This window comes from Microbacterium hydrocarbonoxydans (genome assembly GCF_023715885.1).
Classification (GTDB): domain Bacteria; phylum Actinomycetota; class Actinomycetes; order Actinomycetales; family Microbacteriaceae; genus Microbacterium; species Microbacterium hydrocarbonoxydans_C.
In genome coordinates this window covers 102803-126386 of the sequence record NZ_JAMBOY010000001.1, presented here as the reverse complement: position 1 = coordinate 126386, position 23584 = coordinate 102803, and the positions used below count along the sequence as shown (strand labels likewise).

The window sequence follows — 23584 nt, the reverse complement described above, 5'->3', positions numbered from 1 at the left end:
GGTGCGCACAATGACCACGACATCACAGACGTCATCCGAATCCGACATCACGGACGAGCCCGCGGGCGCGGCGAGACCGCGGCCCGCGTGGTGGGTGAAGCTGATCGCCTTCGGCGCGTGCCTTCTCACCCTCTGGCACGTCGGAGCGTCGTTCCTCTGGATCGCCCCGTACTCCGCGCTCCGGGAGATCCCCACGCAGGAGGTGCTCGCGGGGTACATGCTGCCGATGTTCGGTCAGTCCTGGAGCGTCTTCGCTCCAGAGCCGATCAACGGCGACTACCACTTCAACGTGCGCGCCGTCATCGAGAAGGACGGCGAGCAGATCGAGACCGGGTGGGTCAGCGCGACCGACGTCGAGCTGTCGATGATCCGCTATAACCTCTTCCCGCCGCGCGCCGGCATCCAGTCGAGCGAGGTCGCGAGCGGTCAGATGAATGCCTACAACAAGCTGAACGAGCAGCAGCAGGCGGTCGTGGCTCTCGACTACACCGAGGACGGGTGGGAGGAGTGGATGGTGCGCTCCTTCGACGAGCTCGAAGGCGACAATCCGTCGACCGCCGCATACATGGCCGAGGAGCATTTGTCGACCGCGTACGCCACCCAGGTCGCCTACGCGATCTGGGGAGCGGATGCCGTCGTCGAGGTGCAGTACCGGGTGAGCAGGCAGAACGTCGTGCCCTACGCCGAGCGGAACGATCCCGGCGCCCAGCGTCCGGATCCCACGTTCTCGACGACGGGATGGCGTCTCCCTATAGAAGAGGAAGGGCAGAGTCGCGAGAACTTCGCGAACACCTTCCGCAGCCAGTTCGAGAGGACCCAGAAGTGAGCGCCCCCGCGAAGACCCGCGGACGGCGCCCGGCCGCGACGGCCACCGCTCCCGCACCGGTCAAATCGCCGGCACCGCCGAAGCCTGCGCCGTCATCCGCTCCGGCATCCGCTCCGCCGTTCACGCCCGGGCCGCGATCAGGGGAGACACAGGTGTCGTTCCCGGTGCGGCTCTTGACGTTCGCGTCGTCGATGGTCGCGGGGTTCTGGGCCATGGTCGTGTCGGCGATCGACCGCATCTCGGCGTTCGTCGGCGACTGGCTCTTCCACGGCAAGAAGGCGCTGTACGGGCTGGCGGTCACTCGCATCCTGTTCGGAGTCACGGCGATCGGACTCCTCGCCTCGAACTTCAGCACCCGCCTCTACACGTTCGGATCGGGGTCGGCGTGGAACGGTGAGCTCGCGCAGCCGGTCAGCGACTTCCCGACCATCTGGGTCTTCAGCGCGTTCCACACGGCGATGGGCAATGACGCGCTGTACACGGCGCTGTACCTCTTCCTCGGTGTGCTCGCCGTGCTGTTCGTGCTCGGCTGGCGCTTCCGCATCGTGCTGCCCGTCTTCTTCTGCCTGTGGGTCGGATTCATCGAAGCCAACGACATGGTGGGCGACCAGGGCGACAACATGTTCCGCATCGCGCTGCTGCTGCTGTTCTTCGCCGACCCCGCTGCGCGGTGGTCGCTCGATGCGCGTCGGCGGGCGAAGAGTGGGGAGTGGTTCCCGCCGGGCAGCCAACCGGCGCTGCTGGGCACGGTCTTCCACAACCTCGCGCTGGTGGCGCTCACCGCGCAGGTGTGCTTCGTCTACGCGTCCGGTGCGCTGTTCAAGGCCGGCGGCGATCCGTGGAAAGAGGGGTACGCGGTCTACAACCCGCTGCAGACCGCGAGGTTCGGCACGTGGCCGGTGCTGAGCGATCTCGTCACGACCTGGGGTCCGATGGTCGTCGCCGCGAGCTGGGGATCGATCATCCTGCAGGTGGCCTTCCCGCTCATGCTGCTCACCCGGCCCACGCGGTTGATCGGACTCATCGGCATCCTGTCGTTCCACATCGGAATCGCGGTGCTGATGGGGCTGCCCTGGTTCTCCCTCACGATGATCGCGATCGACTCCATCTTCATCCGAGACCGCACCTGGTCGCGGATGAGCGCCGGCGTGATGCGCCGGTGGAACGACGCGAAGTCTGCACCGCCTCCGCGCACGCCGGCCGCGGCGTGACCGGAAGGGTGCCGCGAGCCCGGCCGGCCTCGCCTGACTACGGTCTGACTGTGGCTTGACGACAATCCGCTCCGGCGACGAGGTCGAGACAGGTTGGCGAAACCATACAGGCGACTTCGTGGTGGGTTGTGGCACACCTACCATTGACACATTCCCGATCTTCTCCTGAGAGGAACGCGCCATGGTCGACGCCGCCGTCCGTCCGAACACGACCCCCGCCGAGTCGAACGAGTCCTCCGCGAACGTGCGGCTCGACGTCGACGCGGTCACCGAGCTGCTGCTAGGGACCTGGGCCGACACCCGGCGCGAGGCCCGCGAGATGATCAAGGACTCGGCGTTCTGGCGCAAGGACGAGCTCGGCAAGGACGAGCACCGGGAGCGCGTGCTCAGCCAGCTGCACCTGCTCGTCGACAACAAGGCGGTGCACCGCGCGTTCCCGAAGCGCCTCGGCGGCGAGGAGAACAACGGGGCGAACATCGCCGGGTTCGAGGAGCTCGTCACCGCCGATCCGAGCCTGCAGATCAAGTCGGGCGTGCAGTGGGGGCTCTTCGGCTCCGCCGTGCTGCAGCTCGGCACCGCCGAGCACCACGACAGGTGGCTGCCCGGCATCATGAGCCTCGAGATCCCCGGCGCGTTCGCGATGACCGAGATCGGTCACGGATCCGACGTCGCCGCCGTCGGCACGACCGCCACCTACGACCCGGACACCGAGGAGTTCGTCATCAACACCCCGTTCCGCGGGGCGACGAAGGAGTACCTCGGAAATGCGGCCCTGCACGGCATCGCCGCCACCGTCTTCGCGCAGCTGATCACGAACGGCGTGAACCACGGCGTGCATTGCTTCTACGTGCCGCTGCGCGGCGAGGACGGCGTCGACCTTCCCGGCATCGGCCGCGAGGACGACGGACTCAAGGGCGGACTCAACGGCATCGACAACGGTCGCCTGTCATTCGATCACGTGCGGATCCCACGCACGAACCTGCTGAACCGCTACGGCGACGTCGCCCCCGACGGCACCTACTCGAGCGCTATCGACAGCCCCGGGCGCCGCTTCTTCACGATGCTCGGCACCCTGGTGCAGGGGCGCGTCTCTCTCGACGGAGCGGCGTCGTGGGCGTCGGCCCTCGGGCTCAAGATCGCGATCACGTACGCCACGCAGCGCCGTCAGTTCGACGGCATCGACGGCCAGGAGGTCGTGCTTCTCGACTATGGCAAGCACCAGCGTCGCCTGCTGCCCCGTCTCGCGACGACGTACGCGCAGATCTTCGCGCACGACGAGTTCCTGCAGAAGTTCGACGGCGTCTTCTCGGGCCGCACCGACACTCCGGCCGACCGCGAAGACCTCGAGACCCTCGCGGCCGCACTCAAGCCGCTGTCGACCTGGCACGCGCTCGACACGCTGCAGGAGGCTCGCGAAGCGTGCGGCGGCGCCGGTTTCATGTTCGAGAACCGTCTCGTAGGACTCCGTGCCGATCTCGACATCTACGTCACGTTCGAGGGCGACAACAACGTGCTGCTGCAGCTCGTCGGCAAGCGCCTGCTCACGGACTACGCCAAGCAGTTCACAGGCAAGGATGCCGCGGCCCTCGCCAAGTTCGCCGTCGGCCAGACCGCGGGCAAGCTGTTCCACGGCGCCGGCCTGCGGCAGTTCGGCCAGTCGGTCGCGGACTTCGGCCAGGTCGCGCGGTCAGTCGAGAACGGCCTGCGCGAGGAGCAGCAGCACCTCCTGCTCGCGGAGCGCGTGCAGCAGATGGTCGCCGACATCGCGGCTCGTCTGCGCCCCGGTGCGAAGGACAAGGCGCTCGGCTCGCGGCTGTTCAACGAGAACCAGGCCGAGCTCATCGAGGCGGCCCGCGCGCATGGCGAGCTGCTGCAATGGGAGGCGTTCACCGACGCCGTGCACCGGGTTGAGGACGCCGACACCAAGAAGGTGCTGACCTGGCTGCGCGACCTGTTCGGACTGCAGCTCATCGAGAAGCACCTCGCCTGGCACCTCATCAACGGTCGGCTGTCGATGCAGCGTGCCGCGGCGGTCTCGAGCTACATCGATCGCCTGTGTGCCCGGCTTCGTCCGCACGCGCTCGACCTCGTCGACGCGTTCGGCTACGAGGCGGAGCATGTGCGCGCCCCCATCGCGTCAGGCGCGGAGAAGGAGCGTCAAGACGAGGCCCGTGCGTACTACGCTGCGCTCGCGGCATCCGGTGAGGCGCCCGTTCAGGAGAAGGCGCTCAAGGCGAAGAAGCGCTGAGCACCGCTGTTCACCGATGCCCTCCGAGGTGCGAACACCGCGGCGGTACCGTGGCCGCGTTCAATCAACGCGCTGGGGCGCCAAAGAAGGGAATCATCGTGAAGCGAATGCATCGCATCGTCGCGACCGCCGCGGTTATCGGGGCCATGACAGTGGGCAGCATCGCGCTCGCCGCACCGGCCAGTGCCGATCCTTTGGGAGACGGTGACTACATCGGGCACGAGACGTACTCGAACATCGAGGGGACCGACAGGATCGGTATCTTCCGATGGATGGGAGCCGGTGGCGGTGGGTGGGTCCTCTGGTCCTGCACGCCGTTCACCACCGTGGTCATGTAGCGCGGCGGGCGGCGTAGGCGGGGCCGCGCATGGGTATTCTCAAGGGGCCGTTCTATTCGAGGAGTCCCGATGACCCGCGTCCACGCCTACGCCGCCCCCAGCGAAGCCGCTCCTCTTGAGAAGACCGTCATCGACCGACGCGAGCTCGGTCCGCACGACGTCCTGATCGACATCGCGTTCGCCGGCATCTGCCACTCCGACATCCACACGGTGCGGGGAGACTGGGGTCCGCAGAAGTACCCGCTCGCACCCGGCCACGAGATCGCCGGAACCGTCTCGGCCGTCGGATCGGACGTCACGCGTCACTCCGTCGGCGACCGGGTCGGCGTGGGATGCATGGTGAACTCGTGCGGCGAGTGCCGCAACTGTCAGCGAGGCGACGAGCAGTTCTGCACGAACGGGACGATTCTGACCTATGGGAGCGTCGACAGGGACGGCTCGGTCACGCAGGGCGGGTACTCCGAGCAGGTCGTCGTGACGGAGTCGTTCGTCGTTCGCATCCCCGAGGGCATCGAACTGGATGCCGCGGCCCCGCTGCTCTGCGCCGGCATCACGACGTACTCGCCGCTGCGGCACTGGAACGTCGGACCGGGCAGCCGGGTCGCCGTCGTCGGACTCGGCGGGCTCGGCCACATGGCCGTGCAGATCGCGCACGCGCTCGGTGCCGAGGTCACGGTGCTGTCGCAGACGCTCACCAAGAGGGACGACGGGCTGCGCCTCGGGGCCGACCACTACTACGCGACGAGCGACCGCGAGACGTTCCGCAACCTCCGTTCGTCGTTCGACGTGATCCTCAACACCGTGAGCGCGGTCGTGGACCTGCGGTCGTACCTGAGCCTGCTCGACGTGGGCGGATCGATGGTGTGCGTTGGTGCTCCGGCGGAGCCCCTGCCGGTGCAGGTGATGTCGCTGATCGGCGGGCGCCGGTCGCTCGCCGGATCGAACATCGGCGGCATCCAGGAGACCCAGGAGATGCTCGACTTCGGTGCCGAGCACGGCATCGCGGCGGAGGTCGAGGTCATCCCGGCGTCGCAGATCAACGAGGCCTATGAGCGCGTACTCGCGTCGGACGTGCGCTACCGGTTCGTGATCGACGGATCGACCTTCGCGGACTGAGCGCGGGCTCGCTCGGCGTGCGTCGGAGCTCTGCTCCGGTGCGCAGGACAGAGATCGCATGAGCAGTGTGCAGTGAGCAGAGTGTCGGTGCCGGGCGATAGCGTCATCCCATGTCCTCCCTCCTCATCGGTCCCGACGAACGTGCGCGCTGCGCCTGGGTCGGAGACGACGCCGAGTACCGCCGCTATCACGACGAGGAGTGGGGCACCCCGCTGCACGGCAACCGGGCGCTGTTCGAGAAGATGGCACTCGAGGGATTCCAGGCCGGCCTGTCGTGGATCACGATCCTCCGCAAGCGCCCTCGCTTCCGCGAGGTGTTCGCCGGATTCGACCCCGACGCGGTCGCTGCGTTCGATGAGACCGACGTCGAGCGTCTCATGGGCGACGCGGGCATCATCCGCAACCGGGCCAAGATCGAGGCGACCATCGGCAACGCCCGCATCGTCAGAACGATGGCCGAGGGCGAGCTCGACGAGCTCATGTGGTCGTTCGCCCCTCCTGCCACCGATGCCCGCCCGGCGAGCTTCGCTGACGTCCCCGCCGTCACCCCCGAATCCACCGCCCTCAGCAAGGAGCTTCGGCGCCGCGGATTCCGCTTCGTCGGAGCCACCACGATGTACGCCCTCATGCAGTCCGCAGGCATGGTCGACGACCACATCGAGGGCTGCTGGCGCGCCGCCGATCTGCGGTGAATTGATCACCCGTCCGGATCTGGACAATTCTCCCCATCGTGCGCGGTATTCCGGCCGGTTAGGATGATCGGGTGTATCGTGCCCGGCCAGGTGCGCGATAGGGAGAGTCTTGTTCAGCGAGACCCTGGGGGGAACCGGGTATGAAGGCGTTGTCGTGGATGCGGTCACGACCGAAGACATTGGCGTCCGCCGCCGGAGTGACGGTGGGCGTGATCGCCCTGACCACGATGGCGATCAACTATCAGGGCTTCCCGACCACGAAGGTCGATCTCAACGACGGCGGCGTCTGGATCACCAAGGCCTCGAGCCTGCTCGTCGGCCACTTCAACCACGAGTCCACCGTGCTCGACGGCGGGCTCCGCACCACCGGCGAGAACTTCGACATCCTGCAGGATGAGACCACGATCCTCGTCGTCGACGAGAGCGCCGCCACCGTCACGGCGGTCGACCCCGCCCGCGTCTCGCTCGGCGACTCCGCCCGCATCCCCTCGTCGTCGAAGGTCGCGCTCGGTCACCAGACCACCGCCATCCTCGACAAGAAGTCCGGCAACCTCTTCGTCGTCCCCGTGCGGGGCATCCCGACGTTCAAGATGGACGGCGCTGAGCCCGCCGCCAAACTCGGAGCCAACGCCGACGTCGTCGTCGCCGATGACGGCACGGTGTTCGGCCTCTCCGCCGACCGCGGCGAGGTCGTCACGATCCCCGTCGACAACGAGGGCGAGCCCCTCGAACCGTCCGCGGCGTCGCTCGGAGAGATCGACGACACAGGAGCGCCGAGCATCACCGCCGTCGGCCGCACCCCCGTCGTACTCGACGCGGCCGCCGGCGTCGTCACCACACCCGGTGGCTTCCGCACCGAGGTCGCCGACGTCGCGGATGCCGTGCTGCAGCCCGCCTCCGCCGAGACGACGTCCGTCGCGCTCGCCACCAAATCCGCACTCGTCAGCGTCCCCCTCGACGGCAGCGAGCCCGTCGTCACCGACGTCGGCGGCAACGGCACGCCCGCCGCGCCCATCTCGCTGCGCGGCTGCACGTACGCCGCATGGGCGGGCTCCGCGAAGTTCCTGCGCGAATGCCCCGGCGACGCCAACGACGTCAACGAGCGCATCGAAGGCGCCGAGCAGTCGAAGACCCTCACATTCCGCGTGAACCGCGACGTCATCATCCTCAACGACGCCGTCGGCGGTGCCGCCTGGATGGCGAACGAGTCGCTGCAGCGCGTCGACAACTGGAACGACCTCACCCCGCCCGAGGGGGAGACGCAGGACGAGGACAACACCACGGAGGAGACGGTCGAGACGACGCTCCCCGATCGCAAGGAGGAGAACACGCCTCCGGTCGCCGAGGACGACGACTTCGGTGTCCGCCCCGGTGCCACCACCCTGCTCCCGGTGCTCGACAACGACAACGATCCCGACGGCGACGTGCTCGTCGCAACGCTCGCCGAAGCACAGCCGTCGCTCGGAACCGTGCAGCCCGTGCAGAACGGCGGGTCGCTCCAGATCGCCGTCGATGAAGAGGCGACGGGTTCGACGACCTTCGTCTATGAGGCGAACGACGGCCGCAACGGCAAGGACACCGCGAACGTCACCCTCACGGTGCACCCCTGGGACCAGAACGCCGCCCCGACCCCGAAGCGCAAGACCTCCCTGGTCGTCGAGTCCGGGGGAACGGTGTCGTACAACATCCTCCCGGACTTCATCGACCCCGACGGCGACGACATCTACCTCAAGGGCGTCGAGCCGGCTCCCGGCGACGAGGTCGACTTCACCACCGACGGCCAGATCACCTACAAGGCCACCGCGAGCCTGCAGGGTCGCAAGGAGGTGCAGGTCACGGTCGCCGACGGATTCGGCGAGACCTACGTCGGTACGATCTCGCTCGACGTGCGCCCCGAAGGATCCACCGACCCCAAGACGAATGCCGACCACGTCGTCACCCGCGTGGGAGAGCAGGTCGCCGTCGCGCCGCTCGCGAACGACACGAGCTCGGGACGAGAGCCGTTGAGGCTCGGCCGGGTCGACGAGTCTCCGGGCGCGACGATCCTGCCCGATTACCCCAACAAGACCTTCACGTTCTCCGCCGCGGCTCCGGGCACGTACTACGTGCAATACCTTGCGACCGCCGGCCCGAAGAACGCGCAGGGACTGGTCCGCGTCGATGTGCAGGACGAGAGCGACAACGACCTGCCGCCCATCGCGGTGCGCGACGTCGCCCTCCTCCCCAGCGGCGGCGACGTGCTCGTCGGCGTGCTGGCGAACGATATGGACCCCGCCGGCGGCATCCTCGTCGTGCAGTCCGTGTCGGTCGAGCCGAGCTCCGGCATCTCGGTGTCCGTCATCAACCACGAGACGCTGCGTATCACCGACCAGGGCGCGCTGACCGACCAGGTGCGCGTCAAGTACCGCATCTCGAACGGTTCGAAGTCCGCGGAGGGTGAAGTCGTCGTCATCCCGATCCCGGCCCCGGACGAGATCCTGCAGCCGGTCGCCAACCCCGACACCGCGACCGTGCGCGCGGGCGACGTCGTCACGATCCCCGTGCTCGACAACGACACCCACCCGAACGACGACGTCATGCATGTCTCGCCCGAGCTCATCGAGTCGCCCGAGCCGGAGGACGGTGAGGCGTTCGTCTCGCAGGACGCCGTGCGGTTCAAGGCAGGCCCGGAGGCGAAGACGGTCTACCTCACGTACGAGGCCGTCGACTCGCGACAGCAGAAGGCCGCCGCGCTCGTGACGATCCAGATCCTGCCGATCGACGAGGAGACCAACGCGGCGCCCCGTCCGCAGGACATCGTGTCGCGCGCGCTCGCCGGCACCGAGGTCAGCATCGCGGTGCCGCTCGACGGCATCGACGCCGACGGCGACTCCGTCGAGCTGCTCGACATCACCTCGAGCCCCACCAAGGGCCGCATCGTCGAGACGGGTGCGAACTACTTCACCTACGAGGCCTTCGACGACTCAGCAGGCGTCGACACCTTCAAGTACCGCGTGCGCGACCGCCTCGGCAAAGAGGGTGTCGCCACCATCCGCGTCGGCATCGCCCCCGCCGAGGACGTCAATCAGTCTCCGTACGCGGTGAAGGATGCCGTCGTCGTGCGCCCAGGCCGTGAGATCGCCGTGCCGGTGCTGGCGAACGACTCCGACCCCGAGGGCGACAAGATCACCCTCGTCAGCGAGAAGAACGGCGGCCTCGAGGTCCCGAAGATCGAGGGACTCTCCGCTCGGGTCTCCGGCGACCGCGTGCTCGTGCAGGCGCCGAACCGGTCGCTCGAGACGTCGCTGCAGTACACGATCCGCGACTCCCGCGGCGCGACCGCCTCGGCCGTGCTGCAGATCACGGTCGACGAGGACGTGCCGCTGCAGGCACCCGTCGCGCGTGACGACCGCGTGCGCCCCGAGGACCTCAAGGACGACAGCCTCACCGCCGAGGTCGACATCCTCAAGAACGACGAGGACCCCGACGGAACGACCGATGCGCTCGACGTCACGCTCGGCGCCGGTGCGACACAGCTCGACAACGGTCTCGTGCGGGTGACGGTGCAGGAGGAGCAGCAGCTCATCCGCTACACGCTCACCGACCGAGACGGCCTCGAGGCCTCCGCCTTCATCTTCGTTCCCGGAGAATCGGGCCTCCGCCCGACGGTCGACGTCACCAAGCCCGTCGAGGTCATCAGCGGCGAGACCAAGGCGCTGCCTCTGTCGGAGTACGTGACGGTGGCGGGTGGAGGCACCGCCCGCATCACCGAGCACGCCAAGGTGACCGCCGTGCACGCGGACGGCTCCGACCTCGTCAAGGACGAGACGTCGCTCGTCTACACCTCGGCCGCCGGCTACTTCGGCCCGGACGCGATCACGTTCGAGGTCACCGACGGCGACGGCCCCGACGACCCCGAGGGGCGCAAGGCGACTCTGACCATCCCGATCGACGTGCTGCCTCCCGACAATCAGCAGCCCGTGTTCGTGAACAGCCAGATGCAGGTCGCACCCGGCGAGGACGCGACAGCACTCGATCTCGCCGCGCTCACCACCGACCCCGACCCCGAGGACGAGGGCAAGCACAAGTACACGTTCGTCGGCGGCGACGGCAAGGGCGTCACCGCGAAGGTCGACGGCCCGCAGCTGCTCGTGCAGGCGTCGTCGAGCGCGAAGAAGGGCACGGCCCTCACGCTCAAGATCCGCATCACCGACGGGCAGACGGAACCGGTCGAAGGTACCGTGACGGTGCTCGTCGCGGCATCCACCCGGGCGATGCCGGCCGCCAACACCGACACGGTGTCGGAGGCCGATCAGGGCAAGCCGGTCACGGTCGACGTGCTCGCGAACGACTTCAACCCGTTCCCGGAGACGCCGCTCAAGGTCGTCTCGGCCGTGGTCGAGGCCGGAATGGGCAGTGTCTCGCAGAAGGGCGATCAGCTGACGGTCACGCCGGCGGCGACGTTCGTCGGCACGCTCGTCGTGCGCTACCGGATCCAGGATGCGACCGAGGACCCCGACCGCGAGGTCAACGGCCAGGTCGTGGTGACCGTGCAGGGCGTGCCCGAGGCTCCCGGCGCGCCGATCGTCACGAGCGTGCAGGACCGCACGGTCGTCGTGTCGTATGGCGCTCCGTCGAACAACGGCGCCGAGATCACCAAGTACACCGTGAAGTCGGTGAGCGGCGGCGCCTACTCGAAGGAGTGCCGCTCGACCACGTGCACGCTCGACGGACTCACCAACAACGTCGAGTACACGTTCCAAGTCACTGCGACGAACCGCGTCGGCGAGGGCAAGCCCTCCGGCACGTCGGCCGTCGCCCGGCCCGACGCGCGCCCCGACACCCCGAACCCGCCCACGCTGAAGTTCGGCGACAAGTCGCTCGCCGTCAGCTGGACGACCCCCTCGACCCCCGGTTCGCCGGTCGAGAGCTACACGCTCGAGATCTCGCCCGCCCCGCCATCGGGCGTCGCGCAGAAGCAGGTCACCGGCAACTCGCTCACCTGGGAGGGCCTCGAGAACGGCGGCAACTACCAGGTGCGGGTGCAGGCGCACAACAAGGCGCCGGATCCGTCGAGCTGGAGCAACTGGTCGGCATCCGAGGTTCCGGCGGGACCCCCGCTGAAGCCCGGCGCGCCGACGACGACACAGCTCGCATCGGTCGGCACCGAAGCGCAGATGCAGGTCAACTGGAGTGCGCCGAACTCGAACGGCGATGCCATCGCCAGCTACCAGCTCGAGGTGCGCAACGGCGGCACGGTCGTCAACACGCTCACTCCCGGCGCCGGGGCGACCTCGCAGGCCGTCAAGGTCCCGACGTCGGAGACGCCCTACACCTACCGCATCCGCGCGCAGAACAAGGCCGGGTGGGGAGAGTGGTCCGATCTGTCGGCGCCGCGCCGCGGCGTGAACGCGCCCGGTGCGCCCACCGGGCTGCGCGGCCAGGCGGCCGACCGGTCGATCGTGAACATCTCGTACAACGAGGGCGCCCGCAACGGTGCGAAGTCGAGCGAGCTCAGCTACCAGTACACCTTCAACGGCGGCGGCAGCTGGCAGGCGCTGAACGGCAACTCGATCGGCGGGCTGACGAACGGCCAGACTTACAACCTGCAGATTCGTGCGGTCGCGACCGTCGACGGGACGACCTATGCGGGTGCCGCGTCGAACGTTGCACAGGTCGTGCCTTTCGGACAGCCCAAGCCACCCGTGGCCAGAGCCGAGAATCTCGGTCAGTCGGTGAGAGTGTCGTGGGACGCGAGGAACTCCGACAACGGCAGACCGATCGACCAGGTCCAGATCAGCATCGACGGTGGAGGGTGGCGTAACGTCTCGGCGAACGGGTCCGAGACCGTCGGAAACGGCTACGAGCAGACGCACAGCATCAAGGTGCGCGCTCACGCATCAGAGGGCGGATGGTCGCCGGAGGCGTCCGACTCCGCGCGCACGAACGACCGTCCGGCCGAGGTCCTCAAGACCGGCAAGGGCGCCTCGGGCAACTGGCCGGGCGAGTGCACGCACTCGTCGTGCGCGTACGTCACCCTCACGGTGCAGAACTTCCGGAGCCCGGGCAACTACACCCTGCGGTGCGATGACGGCGGCCAGTTCGGCAACTCGGCGCGTTACGTGCCCGAGAACGGCACCGTGCAGCTCGGCTGCTTCTACGGAAACCCCGGCCGCTCCATCCGCGTCTACATCGTCGAGCTCAACCGCTACGCCGACGCGATCAGCTGGTACTAGCGCGACCCGCCCCGAGTCGCGCCGCACGACCCTTCACAGAACGAGGAACCGACACACTCATGACCATGACCCCCGAACAGGCCGCCTGGTTCCAGGGCACCTTCCAGCGCCTCGTCGACAACGTGGACCGGGCCGTGCAGGGCAAGCGCGAGATCGTCAGCCTCGTGCTCGCGTCGATGCTCGCCGAGGGCCACGTGCTTCTCGAAGACGCACCGGGCACGGGCAAGACGAGCCTCGCGAAGGCGCTCGCCGCGACCGTGCAGGGCACGAGCACGCGCATCCAGTTCACGCCCGATCTGCTGCCCTCCGACGTGACGGGTGTGACGATCTACGACCAGCAGCAGCACCGGTTCGAGTTCCACAAGGGTCCGATCTTCGCGTCGATCGTGCTCGCCGACGAGATCAACCGCGCCTCGCCGAAGACGCAGTCCGCCCTCCTCGAGGTCATGGAGGAGTCTCGCGTGACGGTCGACGGCGTCACGCACGAGACCGGCCGCCCGTTCCTCGTGATCGCGACGCAGAACCCCATCGAGCAGGCGGGAACCTACAAGCTCCCCGAGGCGCAGCTCGACCGGTTCCTCATCAAGACCTCGATCGGATACCCCGACATCTCGGTGACCGAGAGCATCCTCGCGGGTGCCTCGGACCGCAACCCGTCGGCCGGCCTCTCGGCGATCATCACGACCAGCGCCGTCGCCGACATGGCCGACCTCGGCGCCTCCGTGCATGTCGAGCCCGCCGTGCTGCGGTACGTCGCCGAGATCGCGGAGGCCACCCGCGAGGACTCGGCGATCCGTCTCGGCGTCTCGGTACGAGGCGCGATCGCGATGATCCGCATCGCGAAGGTGTGGGCGGCATCGCAGGGCCGGCACTTCGTGCTCCCCGACGACATCAAGGCGCTCGCCCGTCCCGTGTGGCAGCACCGCCTGCTGCTGGATGCCGAGGCGGAGTTCGCGGGAACCTCCAGCGACGCCGTGATCGCGCGCGTCCTGGATGCCGTCGCGGCACCGCAGGCACGAGCGGCGGCCTGATGACGACGGAGGCACTCCCGGCTGCGACCGCGCCGACCGACCGAGACGCCGGCTGGCGCGACGTCGCGGCGGTCATCGGCGCGCGCATCCTGAGTCGCCTCCGCCTCGTCGCCGGCGCGATCCGTCCGCTGGCGTGGGTGCTGATGGCGCTCGCGGTCGGGTTCTGGATCGTCGGTCAGATCGCGGGGTGGGCCGAGTTCACGGTCGCCGCCGTAGTGATCGCCATCACTGTCGGACTGTGCGCGCTGTTCCTCATCGGTCGCACCGCCTACGACGTCTCACTCGACCTCGCGCGCACCCGCGTCGTCGTCGGGGAGCGAGCAGTGGGCGCCCTCACCCTTGCGAACCGCGGCGCCAGGGCGATCCTGCCCTCCCGGGTCGTGCTGCCCGTCGGATCGGGTCGCGGCGAGTTCAGCATCCAGCGACTCGCTCCCGGCGAGGAGGCGGAGGAGCTGTTCGCGATCCCGACGCAGAAGCGCGCGGTCGTGAAGGTCGGCCCCGTCAGCGTGGTGCGCGGCGATCCGCTCGGCCTGTTCGAGCGCGCGCACCGTCGCGACGAGCCCGTCGATCTGTACGTGCACCCGCGCACCGTGCTCTTCGACGGCCAGTCGCTGGGTTACCTCCGCGACCTGGAGGGTCTCCCGGCGGCCGATCTCTCGCGCGACGACGTCTCGTTCCACGCCCTGCTCGAGTACCAGCCCGGCGACGACCTGCGCCACGTGCACTGGCGCTCGACCGCCCGCACCGGCACGATGATGGTCCGCCAGTACGAGGAGACCCGTCGGTCGCACTTCGTGATCGGCCTCTCCCGCTCGGCCGGGGACTACGCCACGGACGACGATTTCGAGCTGGCGATCTCGGCCGCCGGATCCATCGGGCTCCGCGCGATCCGCGACTCGCAGCGCGTCGACGTGCGCGTGCAGGGGCGCGAGCTCGCCGCAGGCACCGGCAAGCAGCTGCTCGACTCGCTGTCGGGCGTCGAGTACTCCAAGCCCCGAGACGGCGGCATCGACCAGCTCGCCGGTGTGCTCTCGCGCACCATGCCGCTCGCGAGCGTCGTGGTGCTCGTGTGCGGTTCGAAGGTCGACACCGACGACCTGCGCGTCGCGTGCGCTCGGCTCCCGTTCGGCGCCAAGGTCCTCGCGGTCGTCGCCGATCGCAGCGTGGCCGCGCCCGCTCTCCGCCGCATCGGCGAGGCCGACGTCGTGACGATCGGCGCCCTCGAACAGGTCCCCCTCGCGCTGCAGAAGGTACTCGCATGACCGCCGTGTCGACCGCTCTCGCGAAGGAGTTCGCCGGGATGCCGGTGCGCCGCTGGATTCTGGACCTCGCCGCCTCAGCGCTGCTGATCGCGGTGTCGATCGTCGGTTTCTGGCCCACGTTCGCCGGACCGTCGTACCTCCCCGCTGCGGTCGGCGCGCTGCTCCTCGGCCTCGCGATCGCGGTCGTTTCGACGTGGCAGCGCTGGGGCATCCTCATCGTCGCCGGGCTCACGGTCGCCGTGTACTTCGTCTTCGGCGGTGCGCTCGCGCTGCCGCACACGACCATCCTGGGCGTGATCCCGTCGCTGGAGACGCTGGAGAAGCTCGCGGTCGGCACCGTCACGGCGTGGAAGCAGCTGCTCACGACGGTCGCCCCGGTGTCGGGGACCGACGGGCACTTTCTCGTGCCGTTCCTGCTGACCCTCGTCATCACGGTGCTGACGACGTCGTTCGCGCTGCGATTGCCGAACGTGGCGTGGGCGCTGCTGCCCGCCGGTGTCATGCTCATGCTGGTGATCGCGCTCGGCACCCCGGAGCCGGCCTTCCCGGTGGTGCAGGGTCTCGTGTTCGCGGTGCTCGCGACCGCGTGGCTCGCGCTCCGCCAGCTGTGGGCGCCGCAGAACGCTGCCGTCTCGGTGAGCGAGGTCGATCCGTCGAGGGCCGCGCACATGCGGCTGCGCCGCCTGCTCGCGGGGGTGGCGGTGCTCGCCGTCGCCGGGGGTGCTGGCGTCGCGACGAGCGCGATCGCCGCCCCCGTGCAGCCGCGGCACGTGTTCCGTGACGTGATCATCCCTCCCTTCAACATCCGCGACTATCCGAGCCCGCTGCAGGCGTTTCGCAAGAACGTCCGCGACGAGGCCGGCGACACGCTCTTCACCGTCAACGGCCTGCCGAAGGGCGCTCGGATGCGCATCGCGGTCATGGATCAGTACGACGGCATGGTCTACAACGTCACCGACGGCGGCGCAGACTCGTCGAGCGCGTTCACCCCGGTCCGCGCGAACATGTCGCCGGACGCCGAGGGCATCCCTGTGACGCTGCAGGTCGAGATAGAGGAGTATCGCGGGGTGTGGGTGCCCGACGCCGGTCAGGTGTCGCAGATCGACTTCGCGGGCGCGCGCGCCGATGAGCTGCGCCGGTCGACCTACTACAACACCGGGACCGGCACCGCCGTAGCGACGTCGAGGCTCACGGAGGGTGACAGCTACACCGTCGACACCGTCATCCCGAACGAGTTCGACGACACGCAGCTCGCCGACGTCGGCTTCGGAAAGGTGCCGCTGCCGAAGCAGAGCAACGTGCCGGAGGAGTTGACCTCGCTCGCCGCCGAGACGGTATCCGGCGCCGAGTCTCCCATCGAGCAGGTCAGGGCGCTCGAGACCTTCCTCGCCGATGGAGGATTCTTCAGCCATGGCCTTGAGGGCGAGGTGCTGTCGCGGGCCGGTCACACCGCCGAGCGCATCACGACGCTCATCGGCGGCGACCAGATGATCGGCGATGACGAGCAGTACTCGGTCGCCATGGCTCTGCTCGCCCGCGAGGTCGGCATCCCCGCCCGCGTCGTCATGGGGTTCTATCCGGACGAGGAGAATGCCGGCGACGCGGTCTTCGAGGCGACCGGCGACAACGTGCACGCGTGGGTCGAGGTGAACTTCGAGGGGCTCGGGTGGCTCACCTTCAACCCGACGCCTCCCGAGGACAAGGTCCCCAACGACCAGAACACGAAGCCGAAGGTCGACCCCAAGCCGCAGGTGCTGCAGCCGCCGCCGCCGCCGCAGGAGCCGGTCGACCTGCCGCCGACCCTGCCTGACGACCGCAAGGGCGACGACGAGTCGCTCAATCTCCTCGGCATCATCGGCACGATCCTCGTGATCGGCGGAATCTCGCTGTCGATCCTCGCGCTGGTCGCCTCCCCGTTCATCGTGATCGGCGCGTGGAAGGCCGCGAAGCGCCGGTCGCGGCGCTCCGCCGCCCGAACCTCCGACCGCATCAGCGGCGGATGGGACGAGCTCACCGACAGAGCGGTCGACTATGGCGCGCGGATCCCGCCGGGCGGAACCCGGTCGGAGGAAGCCGCGACCGTGGCCGCGACTCTGACGCTCCCGCAGGTCACGACGCTGGCACGGCGGGCCGATGCCGAGGTGTTCGGGCCGACCGATCCGACCCCGGAGGACGTCGAGGCCTTCTGGAGCGAGGTCGACACGATCGTGGGAGGTCTCGGCGCCGAGGCGGGCTTCTGGAAGCGGATCAAAGCCCGACTCAGCCTGCGCTCACTGCTGGGAGGGTCGGCGATCTCGAACGGCCTGCAGGGGCTCCGCGACGCCGCCGTCGCGCGGGTCCGGCGTGAACCTGGCACTATCGAGAGCAGCACATCGACACCGTCCGCACCCGAGAGCGAGACCTCATGACGCAGCCCGCGTTCGCGCCGATCGCGCCGATCAACCGCCGCGCGATCGGCTACCTCATCGATGCGGCCATCGCCGCCGGTATCGCCGTGGTCCTCTACGGTGTGCTCATCGCAGCCGTCAGCCTTTCGGGCGGCATCGAGGCCGGACTCACCACCCTCCTCATCGGCGGCCCGATCGTATCGCTCCTGTTGCTCGGCTGGTTCGTCGTCTACACGCTGATGCAGGCGGGCAAGGGATCGATCGGGATGCGGGCTCAGGGTCTGCGCCTCGTGTCGGCGGTCGACGGCTCGAACCTCGGGTTCGGCCGAGCGCTGTTGCGCAACGTGATCTTCGGTCTGGCCGCGGGGATCGTCGTCGGATACTTCACGCCGCTGTTCGACGGATCAGGGCGCTTCCAGGGCTGGCACGACAAGGTCGCGAACGCGCTCATCCTCGACGCCCGGGTATCGCCCGCGTCCGTTCCCACGACGACGGATCCGGAGGTCACGATCGCCGGCGGTGCCCTCCACGGTTCCGCCGGCGGGATCGCGCCCGCGATCCCCGGTCTGCCCGCAGCGCAGGCCTCGGGCGGCTTCACCCCGCCGCCCGCGCCTTCCGCGCCGGAACCGTTCCCCGCGCCCGCGCGGAGTGCATTCACGGTGCCCGGGGAGTCGGCGCCCGCTCCGGCGCCCGCTGCCCCGGCGGCGCCCGCCCCGGCGCCTGCTGCTCCGGCGGCGTCTGCTGCTCCGACCGCGTTCGGCACTCCCGCGGCGCCGCCCCGGCCGCCGGTGCCGTTCGAGCCCCCCGTGCCCGAGGCCGGGGAGTCATCGCTGATCGCCTTCGTCCCCGGGGTCACCCAGCCCGGTCCGCCCTCCAGGGTCGATCCGACGCCGCCGAGTCCCGCGCCGGAACCGGTCTCCGATCTCGACCCCGGACTCGACGAGACCATCGTCCAGCGCCCGAGCGCTCCCGAGCCCGCCGCGTCCGACACCTCCGCATCCGGTCCCATCGCGCCTGACCCCGTCACGCCCTCTGCGCCGGCGGATCCGCTCGCATCGTCGATCCCGCCGGTTCCCGCGATGCCGCCCGTTCCCGCGCTGCCCGTCTCGGCTCCGGCGGTGCCTCCGCCCGCCGCGTCTGCACCGGAGGCGCCCTCGTCCGCCGCTTCCACATCCGCCGGGCCCGGGCCGGACGCCCGCCAGCCCACGACGACACCCGCGTTCGACGCCGACTACGACGAGGAGGCCGAGCTCGAGCAGACCCGCATCAGCGTGCCCGGCCACCGCCTGATCTTCACGTGGGACGACGGCACCAGGGTCCCCGTCTCCCGCCGCACGATCTTCGGCCGCAATCCCGCCCCCGAGGACGGTGCGGTCCTCGTTCCGGTGCGCGATGAGACGCTCTCGCTGTCGAAGACGCATTTCGAGGCGGCATCCGAAGCGTCCGGCGGCTGGGTGCTCGACCGTCACTCCACGAACGGCATGACGATCGTGCGCGACGGGCAGCGGTTCGCGTGCCCGGCGGGCCAGCGGGTTCCGGTGCGACTCGGCGACGCGATCGAGATCGGCGACCGCATCGTCACCGTGGGCGGATACGCATGAGGCCGGGTCTTGTCGTCCACACCGGTTCCGCGACGCATCCCGGGCTGCGTCGGGCCCTGAACGAAGACTCCTACCTCGCGAGCTCGCCGGTGTTCGTCGTCGCCGACGGCATGGGCGGCCACGAGGCCGGCGAACGCGCGAGCGCCACCGTCATCGACGAGTTCGCGCTGTTCATCGGCCGCACCTCGCTCGCGTTGGACGACGTCCGCTTCGCGCTGGAGCGAGCACGCGAGGGTGTCGAGCACCTGTCGACGTCTGGCAACGGTCGTGCGGGAACCACGCTGAGCGGTGTCGTGATCGCCTCGGTCGACGGCATGGGGTACTGGCTCGCGGTGAACATCGGCGACTCGCGCACCTACCGGTTCGCCGACGCCGAACTCGAGCAGATCACAGTCGACCACTCTGTCGTGCAGGAGCTCATCGAGGCGGGGGAGCTCACCCCCGAGGACGCGTCGACCGATCGACGGCGCAACATCATCACCAGGGCGATCGGCGCGAGCAGCACCGGGGACGCCGACTATTGGCTGTTCCCCGCAGAGCTCGGCGACCGCATCGTCGTGTGCTCGGACGGACTGACCTCCGAGCTGTCCGACTGGCGGATCCGAGAGATCCTCTTGACGACGAGCGATCCTCAAGAGGCCGCCGAGGCCCTCGTCGCCGAGGCGCTCCAGGCCGGCGGGCGCGACAACATCACGGTCGTCATCGCGGATGCGGTATCGGTGGCGTCGCGCCCCGGCACTCTGCTCGAGACCGATATCGACATGGACACTCGCCCACGCGAGACAGCAGGAGGGGTTCGCTGATGCAGACGATCTATCGACCGGGTCAGTGGTATCTGATCGTCGTTCCCGGCGCGCTCGTCGCGCTGCCGCCCGACGTGTCGAGCCAGGTCGTCGCGCGCCTCTGGGATCGCCTGCCGGCCGAGAAGACGCTGTCGTGCGTCGTGGATGTGCTCACCTCGGGCGAGGTCGGCTCGTTCGCCTCGCTCCCGCCCTTCGCGGCGGCGGTCGCCGAGGGTAAGGACGTGCGCATCGCTCTGCGCGGCGGTGTGGTCGCACGTGTCAGCAGCGGCGCCGACGATGCGCAGGAGTTCACCGGAGCCGAAGTGACCACGTGGAGCGAGCGCTTCGTCGGCGGCGCCACCCGCATCGAGATCACGGTGGAGGAGACCGATGCCGCGTCCGGCCTCCCCGTGCAGAGCGGCGTCGTCCGTGCGGCGGCCGTCAGCGCCGAACTCGAGGCCTCAGACGCCGAGCCCATCGTGGCGGTGCTCGGTCCCGTGCCGATGATCGACTCCGCGCCTGCGGGAGCGTCAGCGGCCGCGCTGGGTGCCGTTCCCGCTCCGCCTCTGGCGTTCTTCGGCGCGGGCACCGCAGGGGCGGCCGCTCAGGTCGCCGAGGCAGCATCCGCCGAGTCGGAAGCAGAGCCTGCCGCCGACACGGAGGCAGAGCTCGAGCCTGCTGCGGACTCCGAGCAGGGCGTCGGTGTTTCACCGGAGCCGGAGCCGGAGCCCGAGCCGGAGCCGGAGCCGGAGCCGGAGCCCGAGCCCGAGCCCGAGCCGGAGCCGGAGACCCAGCCCGAGCCCGAGCCCGAGCCCGAGCCCGAGGACGATGCCGCGGTCGATGGGAACACCCTGGTGCCGGGCGAGGTCATGGGGTCGAGTGGGATCGAGGACACGATCGCCCCGCCGAGCGCGTCCGACGACACGATCGCGCCGAGCGAGATCGACGAGTTCGAGCAGCTGTTCGCACCGACAGTGCACACCGCTCCCGTGCCTGTGGACGCGAAACCGCAGCCCCCGATTCCGCCCGTCGTGGAAGGCGACCACGACGGCGCGACCATCTCGGCCGCCGAGATGCGCGCGCTCCGGCAGCAGGCGCCGGCGGGGAACGATGCACCCACGCAGGTGATCCCCGTGACGCCGGCCGGATCCGGGCGGATCCGTGTCTCCACCGGCCAGGTGGTCGAACTGGACCGCACCGTGATCATCGGCCGCCGTCCACGCTCTCAGCGCGCGAGCGGTGAGAACCTTCCTCATCTCGTCGCCGTCGAGAGCCCGCAGCAGGACATCTCGCGCAGCCATCTCGAGGTCCGCCCGGATGCCGACACCGTGGTGGTCGTCGACCTCCACACGACCAATGGCTCCACCCTGCTGCGCCCTGGCGCCGATCCCGTTCGTCTGCACCCGGGCGAGCAGACGCTCGTCCTGTCCGGCGATGTCGTCGATCTGGGCGACGGAGTGACCGTCGCATTCGAGGATCTTCCGTGAGTCGTCGACCTTCGCCGCCTCCTCAGCTGCCGGGGTTCACCTACGTCGAGCCCCTCGGGACCGGCGGCTTCGCCGACGTGTTCCTCTACGAGCAGCAGATGCCTCGGCGTCGCGTCGCGGTGAAGGTCCTGCTCGCCGACCGGCTGTCGAGCAACGCGGCTCAGGAGTTCGCCGACGAGGCGAACGTCATGGCCATGCTCTCGACCCATCCCGCGATCGTCACCATCTATCAGGCGGGGGTCGCGGGCGACGGGCGTCCGTACCTCGTCATGGAGTACTGCCCGAGGCCGAATCTGCAGGTGCGCACGCGCAAGGAGCAGTTCTCGGTCGCCGAGGCGCTGCGCGTCGGCATCCAGGTCGCCGGAGCCGTGGAGACCGCGCATCGCGCGGGTGTCCTGCATCGCGACATCAAGCCCGCGAACATCCTCGTCACCGAATACAACCGGCCGGCTCTCACCGACTTCGGCATCGCCTCGACCACGGGCGCGACCAGCGAGGCCAGCGGTATGTCGGTCCCGTGGTCGCCGCCGGAGTCGTTCGCCGACCCACCGCGCAGCGGCCCGCGGACGGATGTGTGGGCCCTCGGAGCGACGCTGTACACGCTGCTCGCCGGACGCTCGCCGTTCGAGCGGGCCGGCCAACGCAACTCGAGTGCGGATCTCATCGAGCGCATCGAGCGCGCGGCGCTGCCGCCGCTCGGTCGACCCGACTCCCCGGAGAGCCTGCAGCGGCTGCTCGAGCGGGCGATGGCCAAGAACCCCGACGACCGCTTCCCGAGTGCGGTCGCGTTCGCACGCGCGCTGCAGAAGGTGCAGATCGAGCTGTCGCACTCGGTGACACCCATCGACATCGTCGACGACCACGCCCCGGCGGAAGAGCTCGACGACGACGGCGACGGCCTGACGAGGGTCCGCGAGATCGTCAGCATCGATCCGGATGTCGCGGCGTTCACCCGTCCGTCGGCGACGACCGAGCGCAAGGGTCCAGCCGTTCCCGTCCCCGACGTGCCGCGCTTCGATTCCCCGCCGCCCTCGTCAGTCGAGCAGACTCAGATCCGCGTTCCCTCCTCGCCGGCATCCGCTCCCGATCCGGGAGCCGACGACGACCGGACGATCGTGCGAGGGCCCCGGGTGGTGACGCCCGACGCCCCCGCATCCGCCCCGTCGCCGGCACCCGCCTTCGCGCCGGGCGTGGCATCCCCCGTCGAGACGCCGGGGAAGCCGCGCAGTCGCCGTGGTCTGTGGATCGTCCTCTCCGCCGCGGCCGCGGTCGTGGTGGTCGGGGGGATCGTGCTCCTGAACCTGTTCGTCTCCGGCGTCGAGACGACGCCGGAGACGACGGACACCCCGAGCCCGCAGGACGTCCTGTCGGACGTCGTGCCGAAGGTCGGCGATCTCACAGGCACGCGGAACGGCGATCAGGTCTCGTTCACCTGGACCAACGCGGATCCTCTCGAGGGCGACTCCTACATCTGGAACGTGGTCAAGGTGTCGGGAGAGGTGGATCCGCAGCAGACCGATCAGACCAGCGCGCAGTTCGCCGCCGATCCGGGCGCGGTCTGCATCGACGTGATGCTGCGTCGCGACGACGGTCGGGCCTCGGAGCCGGTGCGAGGGTGCGTCGAATGAGCGATCCGATCAGGGGGGAAGTGGGATCGATGGACATCACGGTCGAGTTCGCAGGAGAGTACTTCACGCCGAAACCGGACGAGCCGTTCTATGTCGGGCGTCAGGGCGATCTGGAGCTGGACGACGACAACCTCTTCCTCCACCGGCACTTCCTCGAGATCTCGCGCATCGACGGGCTGTGGTGGCTCTCGAACATCGGGGCGCGGCTGACGGCGACGGTGACCGACTCCACCGGCGGCGTCAACGCCTGGCTGGCGCCGGGCGCGCGGCTGCCGCTCGTCTTCGAGATGACCACCGTGGTGTTCACCGCGGGGCCGACGACGTACGAGTTCACGATCCACTCGCAGGGCCCTGCCCTCCGCATCGATTCGACAGGCGGTGCGGACGGTGGGCAGTCGACGATCGGGCACGTGCCGCTGACCTCGCGGCAGAAGCTCCTCATCCTCGCGCTCGCCGAGCCGGCCCTCCGGCGCGAGGGCGCCGGCATCAGTGAGATTCCCAGTTCGTCCGAGGCCGCTGCGCGACTCGGGTGGACGAGCACGCGCTTCAACCGCAAGCTCGACAACGTGTGCGAGAAGTTCGACCGCATCGGGGTGCAGGGCATGCGCGGAGGGCAGGGGCGGAACGCCGTCAATCGCAAGGCGCGCCTGGTCGAGTACGCCGTGTCGAGCCGCCTGGTGACGAAGGACGACCTCGCCCTGCTCGACGCGCCGCAGGGGGATGCGGAAGACGACGACGAGGTGTAGCGCCCCGCTGCGCG

At 69.3% G+C, this 23584-nt stretch carries 15 protein-coding genes; all 15 read left to right on the top strand.

The window, feature by feature from the left end; genetic code table 11:
- The first annotated feature begins 10 nt into the window (after positions 1–10).
- The 15 genes from M3195_RS00550 to M3195_RS00480 all read left to right on the top strand — a co-directional run bounded on the left by M3195_RS00550 (position 11) and on the right by M3195_RS00480 (position 23570).
- Positions 11–826 (top strand): DUF5819 family protein, encoded by an 816-nt coding sequence (locus M3195_RS00550; protein ID WP_251584165.1) that lies wholly within the window; start codon positions 11–13, stop codon positions 824–826.
- Complete coding sequence (locus M3195_RS00545; RefSeq protein WP_374209295.1) at positions 823–2037, top strand: HTTM domain-containing protein; 1215 nt, start codon at positions 823–825, stop codon at positions 2035–2037. The genes M3195_RS00550 and M3195_RS00545 overlap by 4 nt, the downstream gene beginning before the upstream one ends.
- Positions 2038–2218: 181 nt before the next feature.
- Complete coding sequence (locus tag M3195_RS00540; protein WP_251584164.1) at positions 2219–4285, top strand: acyl-CoA dehydrogenase family protein; 2067 nt, start codon at positions 2219–2221, stop codon at positions 4283–4285.
- A gap of 50 nt (positions 4286–4335) precedes the next feature.
- Entirely contained in the window at positions 4336–4623 is a 288-nt protein-coding gene (locus M3195_RS00535; protein ID WP_251584160.1) for a hypothetical protein, read from the top strand.
- Positions 4624–4692: 69 nt separating this feature from the next.
- Positions 4693–5739 carry an NAD(P)-dependent alcohol dehydrogenase gene (locus M3195_RS00530; protein ID WP_251584159.1) on the top strand — a complete coding sequence of 349 codons (1047 nt, stop codon included), beginning with the start codon at positions 4693–4695 and terminating at the stop codon, positions 5737–5739.
- Between the two features lie 110 nt (positions 5740–5849).
- Positions 5850–6431, top strand: a complete 582-nt coding sequence (locus M3195_RS00525) for a DNA-3-methyladenine glycosylase I (RefSeq protein ID WP_251584157.1) — start codon at positions 5850–5852, stop codon at positions 6429–6431.
- Positions 6432–6589: 158 nt separating this feature from the next.
- Positions 6590–12646: an Ig-like domain-containing protein gene (locus M3195_RS00520; protein WP_251584156.1), complete on the top strand. Its 6057-nt coding sequence runs from the start codon at positions 6590–6592 to the stop codon at positions 12644–12646.
- A 59-nt stretch (positions 12647–12705) separates the two neighbouring features.
- The gene (locus M3195_RS00515) at positions 12706–13677 is read left to right on the top strand and encodes an AAA family ATPase (protein WP_251584152.1); all 972 of its coding nucleotides are present in this window, start codon (positions 12706–12708) and stop codon (positions 13675–13677) included.
- Entirely contained in the window at positions 13677–14939 is a 1263-nt protein-coding gene (locus tag M3195_RS00510) for a DUF58 domain-containing protein (protein ID WP_251584150.1), read from the top strand. Before M3195_RS00515 ends, M3195_RS00510 begins: the two co-directional genes overlap by 1 nt.
- The gene (locus M3195_RS00505; RefSeq protein ID WP_251584149.1) at positions 14936–17347 is read left to right on the top strand and encodes a transglutaminase family protein; all 2412 of its coding nucleotides are present in this window, start codon (positions 14936–14938) and stop codon (positions 17345–17347) included. Before M3195_RS00510 ends, M3195_RS00505 begins: the two co-directional genes overlap by 4 nt.
- On the top strand, positions 17344–18927 hold the full coding sequence (locus tag M3195_RS00500) for an RDD family protein (protein WP_251584148.1): 1584 nt from the start codon (positions 17344–17346) through the stop codon (positions 18925–18927). The genes M3195_RS00505 and M3195_RS00500 overlap by 4 nt, the downstream gene beginning before the upstream one ends.
- Complete coding sequence (locus M3195_RS00495; protein WP_251584147.1) at positions 18924–19730, top strand: PP2C family protein-serine/threonine phosphatase; 807 nt, start codon at positions 18924–18926, stop codon at positions 19728–19730. Before M3195_RS00500 ends, M3195_RS00495 begins: the two co-directional genes overlap by 4 nt.
- Positions 19730–21196, top strand: a complete 1467-nt coding sequence (locus M3195_RS00490) for an FHA domain-containing protein (RefSeq protein WP_251584138.1) — start codon at positions 19730–19732, stop codon at positions 21194–21196. Before M3195_RS00495 ends, M3195_RS00490 begins: the two co-directional genes overlap by 1 nt.
- Complete coding sequence (locus tag M3195_RS00485; RefSeq protein ID WP_251584132.1) at positions 21193–22824, top strand: serine/threonine-protein kinase; 1632 nt, start codon at positions 21193–21195, stop codon at positions 22822–22824. Before M3195_RS00490 ends, M3195_RS00485 begins: the two co-directional genes overlap by 4 nt.
- Positions 22821–23570, top strand: coding sequence for a hypothetical protein (locus M3195_RS00480; protein ID WP_251584131.1), 750 nt, complete (start codon positions 22821–22823; stop codon positions 23568–23570). Before M3195_RS00485 ends, M3195_RS00480 begins: the two co-directional genes overlap by 4 nt.
- Positions 23571–23584 lie beyond the last annotated feature (14 nt).